The following is a 6,156-nucleotide window of genomic DNA, read 5'->3' as shown; positions in this document are numbered from 1 at the left end:
TTGCATGATCTATGGTGCGCCCTTCACTGCCAACGCGCCGATCCGCCTGCAGTTGATCCACGGGCTGGAAACTGGGACCCCCGCCATGCCGGCAGTACTTGGCATGTTGGATACGCTGGAACCACAGCTTGTGGCGCTGGAGAGCGGGGCGGTCTCCTAGCGCCACTGCGGGGGACGGTCAGCGGAAGGCCACCAGCAGGAAGCCAGACAGCGCGAAGAGCAGGGCGAGCAGGACCGGGCTGATGGCAAGCAGCCGCTTGACCGGCGATTGCCAGCCCGCGAAACGGCCAAGGTAGACGTACACCGTCCGCACGAAGCCACAGCACATCGCCATGACCAGTACGAAGTACACGACGGAAGTCCAGGTCCAGTTCATTCAATGCATCCGGCTCAATGAGGTGTGTAGATTAAACGGCCTCAGCCCGCTCGTCGAACGTTCACGTGCCAGCGGTGGTTACCAGCACTGCGATCACCCTAGCCAAACACGGCGTGCAGCATCTGTCGCGCCACTACCGACCAGGCGCTCAGGCTGATCAACGTGCATGCTGAGCAAACAATGGCGACGGTAATGGCGGCCTTGCGCCGCCCGCGGTGCTCTCCTGCTGACAGCGGGGTGGTGGCGTAAGGAGACGGTCCGCTTGGCTGGTCCGCGGGTGCCCCCGCCAACTCCTCCGGCAGGCTCACACGTGGTCTGAAGCGTGCGTACAGCATCCGGAATACTTGGTCCGGCCAAAACACGATCCAGACCAGTACGTTCAGCAGATGATCTCCACTCCAGAAGGGCTGCCAGTTGTGGTCGCGCAGACCCTGGAGGAACCCGTGCGCATCGCCGCCGTCGGACAAGGGGCCAAACTCCAGCAAGGCCGATGTCCATGATCGGCGATCGACGACTGTCTGTACCGGCAATGTGTCTGCCGCTTCATCCATGTAGCGCCGAATCAGCTCCCAGCTTTGCTGGCATGCTTCACGCCCTCCAAGTGGCGCGTCGACAACGAAGCGTGCGCGCCATACCTGCGGCTCGTTCCTGAAGTACTCAACCAGCTCCAGCGCCACAAAGGGACGAGCGCCAAGCTGGACCGGGCCGAAGCCCAGTCGCGCGTACGGGCGTACGTTGTCCCAATCAAGAACGAATGCGGTCTTGTTGGTGTAGTGAAAGATCTTGCGTTGTTTTCTGAGAAAGTAGATGTCGCTGTGCTTGCTTCCAAAACTGATGCGCCAGGCGAAATACGCCCCTGTAGCACCGCCGACGGTCAACAGCGTAGACAGCGACACCTTCAGGATCCAGATGCCGACGCTGTCCGTCGTGGTAACACTCATGATTCCCGCATACAGCCCCCCAAGCGAGATAATCACGCCCGCAATAGCGAAGAACGGCATGATCGATTCCACGGTGGCCGCGGCACCGTCGTCAGACCACACCATCATCTCCTCGTCCAGACGAATGATGTCCCGCACGCTGCCAGGTTCCGAAGCGCTGCGTAACGGAAGCTCCCCTTCGTAGATCTCTGCTTGCAATGGTTCGCTCATGGGGCAGTTTCATTCCGTGCCAGGCAGGATGCCGCTGGGAACATGGGTTACTCACTCTTTCCGTCAATCACAAAGCCCGAATGTGCGGCAGTGTTGGGCGAGTATTTCACGGCGATACTGGGAATGCCGGAGATCGCACGGGCGACCGGCGTGATCACACCAAGAGCAGCGTTCTTTGCCACCTCCTGCCAGGACTGGTCGCCCATTTCAATCGCGAACACCGCTCCTTGGCCCTTGGCGGTACCGGTGCCCCTGAAGCCCTCTTTGCCATCGCCTTCCTTGACATGCAGCTGCCAGGTGGGGCTGTCGATAGGCGTGCCTCCGGGCTTGTAAATGTAGCGCCGGAGGACTTTTCCATCGAGCTTGAGTTCAAGATCGATCTCGCTCTCGGTGCCCCACACGGGAACTTCCACCTCGAACTTGAGCAGTGCGTCGAAGTAACCGGGGGTGCTGATCTTGATGGCGTACAGCTCCCGCAGCAGTGTCTCCAGCTGCTCTTTGGAGGTGACGAACGGCTTGCCCCACTTGCCGGAACGCTTGCCAAGGAAGGTGCGATCGGCCCACTTTTCCATGGGAATGGTGGTGAAGTACTTGGAGTAGTTATCAGCGCCGACCGACACCACGAACAGACCGATGCTGGCGATGCTCAGCCATAGCGCCACGGGCGGGGCTTCCACCGTCACCACCGCACCGCCGCGGGTGACCGCAGACGCGGCCGCCGCGCCGGCGGCTAGCTCACCGGCAACTCCGACGGCAGCCTGGCGGGCGATCATGCGGGTGGCGGCATAACCGAGCCCCGCACTGGCAACAGACAATCCGCCGGCCGCTCCCTTGAGCATGCTGGCGACCTCGTCCCCCTGATCCCATAGAAGCGTGCTGTCGTAGATCTGGAACCCGCCTTCAATGGCGGAGGCAATCATGCCGAGCGTGGCGGCCCTCACGCCGAGCCCATACGCCCTCGCGTTTTTGGCGCCGCCGTTGCGCGCTGTTTCGGTGATCGCCCGCAGCTCCACGGAGACCGCAACAACGCTCAACAGGGCGGCAGTGGCCTCGCCAACGTCCCGGGTGATGCGCTCCATATTGGGGCCGCTGGCCTGCGCCTGCGCCAGGTCGACCCCCAGCTTCTGCAGGCTGGTGAACAAGGAAAATGCATGCAAGGCCCCCATGCCTGCCGTGAGCGCGCCCGCCTTTTTCAAAGCGGCAATGCTCTCCTTCGGATTCTCAATATTGGTGACCGAGTAGGGCGGCAGCTCGTCGGCGCCGATGCCAAGGGCGACCTGTGCGTCCCGCAACGCTGCCGGGATGGGTTCGCCCGGTTTCCAGGACGCTGCGACAAGCTGGCTGAGCGCCTTGATCTGCCCCGCGTTGCGCGGCGTGATGCGAATGCTCTGCGCATTTGGCGCAGCGGAGGCGGCATTCTTGAGCTGCCGCAGGTAACCGCTGACATCTCCTTCGAGGGTAAGCTCCAGTACGCCCATGCCGTTATGATGCAGTGTGAGTGCTTGGATCCGGCGCATGGTTCGCCGGAACGCCTTTGGGTTGGCGTCCCTCAGCCTGCGAGCGCGCGAATTGAGCATGGCGGCGAGCTGGTCCCAGTGTGCCGCATTGGCGGCAGCGGCGCCGGCGCGTGCAGCCTTGATCTGCCCCAGTAGTTCGCGTTGCCCCTTGAATTCGTCGAACTTCTTCTGGCTATCGACAAGCGTCTTGTCAATTGACGGGTCCATCAGAAGGCTGACTAGCCCCTGGTCATTCGCCGCTGCACCCCGCCAGAAAAGGTGGTTCCCGTCTTCAGGATTCTCAGCCAGTGCTTTCAGCAGAATCTTGTTGAACTCATCCTTGGTGTGGCCACAGCCGACATAAAGATCGGCAGATATCTCGCCGAGTTTGGCGCAGCTCGCAGGAAGCTCCGGGTCGAACAAAGCGCTGTAGGGCTTGCTCGTCACGAACTCCATCCAGCTCGTGTAGTCAGCGGAGTAGACATTGTAGTTTGCGGTGGCTTTGGCGCATGCCACGTACTTGGCAAGGTAGGATTCGAAAGCACCCAGATCGATGTCATCGTCGATGCGCGACCAGACATCGGCCGAGCTTTGCCGGATGTTGTCGAGCAACGCGGCGGCATCCATTTTCTGCCGATCCAGCTCGGTATAGCCGTTCCCTTCTCCCATGATGTCAGTCATGGCTTGGTTCTTGGCGTAATTGAGCTGGGTGGCGATACCGATGTCGTCCGGCAACAGCACAAACAGGCCTCCAATCTTCCCGCTCGGATCAAATGCGCGGTTGATTGCGGCCATCTGTGTAACCACATCACCGGAAGGCACGCTCTTGGGGCGCTTATAGACTTCCTGTGGAACAGTGTCAGTCTGAGGTCTCGTCTGAAAACCCAGGATCCCACTTTCCAGATAGATCGGGTCAAGCCTGAGCAACCCATCGCCGTAACTGCTTCCCGGCGCGCTGCAGTCAATGCTCTTCATGAACAGTGCGAGCGTGACCTTGTCTGCCACCAGACGTTCACGTACAGCCTTGGTCCAGAAGGCATCCGAAAAACCGATCATGAATTGCTTGTGCTTTTTGGCATCAATGCGCAGGAACAGGCTATTGCTGCCAGCATTGAAGCGCTTGCATGCCACATCGCCTTTGCCCATCGGGCGAGGCATGTCGAGGTTCACTCGAAGCAGGCGTCCGTCTGCCTGTGAGGCGTAGATCTCCCAGGTTGCGTCGCCCGGATAGTAAACGTGAAGAAATCCCTGGCGGAGCCGTCGAGGGACATACTGGGAACACTCGAATGACTCGCCAGTCTTTGACCGGTTAAGCGGCCGTGGAGATAGATAGCCGTCGTCGTAATCGCTTGAAAGCAGGTGATTGACGTATGTCTGGTTGTTCCTGAACGACCCTGGGAAGTCCTGTGGCGGAATGACGGACCACAGCGTCACGAGAATCGCAAGCCCGGACTTGTCGCAGGTGGGGCAGCTTTCACCTTGGCCCGTGGTCGGGTTGTTTGCAGCATGGCTCAAGGCGGCGTTGGCCGGCTTGGTCGGGCGCGGCGGGGCGACTAGGTCGTTCATGCGGAGTATCCCTTCCTTGCGATGCACGAATCCGGATTGACGCTGGGATATTAGTTGCTTGCCCGGCTCGGATCCAGCAGAACAATGGAGGCGCGCGCGTAGGGTGCTCCGACCGCAGGGCGCAGAAAGTGAATAATGTGTGACGGCGGTCGCGTTTCGGGCGAGCGGCGCGATGCGATCCATGCCGCCGATGCGGTCGGATAAACTCAATCGGGGAGGCGCAACGCGGCGGGCAAAGGAGATGCGACGATGTATACAGGCTGGTTGAGGGCGTTCAAGATCGATCAGGAACCTGAGCCGCGTTGCGCTACGCCACGCTGCCGCGCTCGCCTGCAGGCAGAAGCAACGCGCGTCTTTGCGTAATCAGTCTGAACTCCACCTATCTGGACATTATCGACCGTCGCTTCAGGCTGCGCGGCATGGGGCTGACATCCACCGTTCTGCTGATCAACGCCCGCCTGGTGGCCTGGGGGCCGCGCAGATGGTCGAACCGGATACCTGAGGTGCTTGGGTCCGTCAGCGGATGCGCCGGTCTACGTGTTGTTCGCCGCGCTTCTGCTGGTGCAATTCGGGCTGTTGTACTGGCCCATTCTGCGCCGTGACTTCTTCAGCTATAAGTACTACCCGATCCGCTTCAACCGGCGCACCCGCATGGTGCACGCCTACACGGATGGCGGGCCGGACGCGGCCATCAGCGTGCCCTGGCAGGAGGCGCATTTCCATGTGGGGGAGGGCAAGGGCGAGCGGCATTTGCGCGATATCCGCTGCCACGTGCTGGACGGCGAGATCATCCGGCACACCTTTGCGGTGGGCCACTACTTCGATGACGAAGACAAGATCCGGGAGGTTTGGGAATTCATCCGGCGCTATATGGATGAAGGCCCGGCGTCCGTGCTCGACGCGCCAGCGAAGCCCCAGGTGGACCTGTCGATCGCCGATGCCTGAAAGAACTGCCATACCACCGTGGTGATCAGCCTGGGGCAAGCGCTGTTGCCCTTGCGCTCCCTGTTGATGCCGGTGTTGTTGCCGCTGGCTGGTGTTGAAGAGCAGCCGGCAGCCGGTGTGGCCGCAGCGGATCCTGGACGAATCGGTCATTGATGCCGAAGATCCGCACCGATGGCCGGAACCGCAGTACATCGGTCAGTTCGACGAGAAGGCAGGCAGCCGGCCGTCCTGGGCACGCGCCGCCAGCAGCTGGATCAGGCACTGCAGCCACCGCCGCAGCGCACCTCACATCGCCGGGCAGGCCGGGTCTTTACCCGCGGCCGCGGCGCAGATCTTCTTGCGGCAGTTCAGGCCGGCCGTCGTCGTGGCGCTGCCGCAACTGCGCAGCTTGGCTTGAATGTTGGACTTGGTGGATGCGGTGGCGTTGCGGCCACTGATGTTGTCGAACACGTTGTCGGCATCGGCGGCCTGCTTGCGTTCGTCGGCCTGGATCTGTGCGATCAGCGCGTCCATCGAATCCGGGGCGGCCTTGGCTTTCGGCTTGGGCTTGGCCTTTTCGTCTTCCTTGATGATGCCCATCAGCGTCCCAAGCAGGTTCTCATCACCCTTGGCCTTGTCACGC

Annotated in this window: 4 protein-coding genes and 1 pseudogene; 1 reads left to right on the top strand and 4 read right to left on the bottom strand. The window is 61.3% G+C overall.

Features of this window, described 5'->3' with window-relative positions; all coding sequences use genetic code 11:
* Positions 1-178: 178 nt before the first annotated feature.
* The 3 genes from DBR34_RS18205 to DBR34_RS18195 all read right to left on the bottom strand — a co-directional run bounded on the left by DBR34_RS18205 (position 179) and on the right by DBR34_RS18195 (position 4,589).
* Entirely contained in the window at positions 179-376 is a 198-nt protein-coding gene (locus tag DBR34_RS18205) for a hypothetical protein (RefSeq protein ID WP_128097828.1), read from the bottom strand.
* A gap of 98 nt (positions 377-474) precedes the next feature.
* Positions 475-1,527: a hypothetical protein gene (locus tag DBR34_RS18200; protein WP_128097827.1), complete on the bottom strand. Its 1,053-nt coding sequence runs from the start codon at positions 1,525-1,527 to the stop codon at positions 475-477.
* A gap of 47 nt (positions 1,528-1,574) precedes the next feature.
* Positions 1,575-4,589, bottom strand: coding sequence for a toxin VasX (locus tag DBR34_RS18195; protein ID WP_128097826.1), 3,015 nt, complete (start codon positions 4,587-4,589; stop codon positions 1,575-1,577).
* 537 nt (positions 4,590-5,126) lie between these two features.
* On the opposite strand from DBR34_RS18195, the gene DBR34_RS18190 reads away from it, so the two are divergent.
* A complete protein-coding gene (locus DBR34_RS18190; RefSeq protein ID WP_128097825.1) occupies positions 5,127-5,534 on the top strand; it encodes a DUF6708 domain-containing protein in 408 nt (135 codons plus the stop codon).
* A 285-nt stretch (positions 5,535-5,819) separates the two neighbouring features.
* Here the strand turns inward: DBR34_RS18190 and DBR34_RS18185 are convergent.
* Positions 5,820-6,156 (bottom strand): annotated as a pseudogene (locus tag DBR34_RS18185) (hypothetical protein); the annotation flags it as partial.

Source organism: Stenotrophomonas sp. HMWF003 (assembly GCF_003061285.1).
Lineage (GTDB): Bacteria > Pseudomonadota > Gammaproteobacteria > Xanthomonadales > Xanthomonadaceae > Stenotrophomonas > Stenotrophomonas maltophilia_AP.
This window is presented reverse-complemented; position numbering and strand designations above follow the sequence as displayed.